Here is an 868-nt window from a genome sequence, read left to right on the forward strand (position 1 = left end):
TCGCTGACCGTCTTGCGCGGCGGCAGTTTCACCGCTGCCGACAGTTTCGGGAACGGATCGACCTTGTTGGGCAGCGCCATGGCGTAGACGAAATGCTCCTGGAATTTCGGTTCCAGCGCCGTCTCGATCTTCTCGATCTTGCTGACCGTGTCCTCGATCTCGCGGCGGTAGCCGCGATTGAGCAGCGCCATGCGCGCGCCGGCACCGGCGGCGTTGCCGACCGCCGAGACCTTGTCGAGGTCGCAATCCGGGATCAGGCCCAGCACCATGGCGTATTTCGGATCGATGAAGGAGCCGAAGGCGCCGGCGAAATGGATGCGGTCGACATGCTCGGTGTTCTGCTTTTCCATCAACAGCTTGGTGCCGGCATAAAGCGCTGCCTTGGCAAGCTGGATGGCGCGCACATCGGTCTGGGTGATGGTGATCTTCGGCCCATCTTCCGTCAATGCGGCGGAGCCGTCCTTCAGCACATAGGAGAAGGTGCGGCCGTTGGCCGTAACGCGTGGCGAGCGCGCCGAAAGCCCGCCGTCGATGACGCCGTCCTCGGAAATGATGCCGGCGAGATACATCTCCGCCACCACTTCGATGATGCCGGAGCCGCAGATGCCGGTGACGCCGGTCGCCTGGACGCTTTCCAGGAAGCCCGGCTCGTCGGACCACAGTTCAGAGCCGATGACGCGGTATTTCGGTTCAAGCGTATCGGGATCGATGCGCACGCGCTCGATGGCGCCCGGCGCTGCTCGCTGGCCGCCGGAGATTTCGGCGCCCTCGAAGGCAGGGCCGGTGGGCGAGGAGGCCGCAACCACCCGCTGGCGATTGCCGAGCACGATCTCGGCATTGGTGCCGACATCGACGATCAGCATCATCT

Annotated in this window: 1 protein-coding gene; it reads right to left on the minus strand. The window is 64.3% G+C overall.

From position 1 onward, the window contains the following. Window positions 1–868, minus strand: an 868-nt coding sequence (locus EN932_RS37110; protein WP_128369573.1) for an ASKHA domain-containing protein, incomplete at both ends; no start/stop codon positions are given.

The sequence above is a fragment of the Mesorhizobium sp. M7A.F.Ca.US.002.01.1.1 genome, from assembly GCF_004022955.1.
GTDB lineage: Bacteria > Pseudomonadota > Alphaproteobacteria > Rhizobiales > Rhizobiaceae > Mesorhizobium > Mesorhizobium ciceri.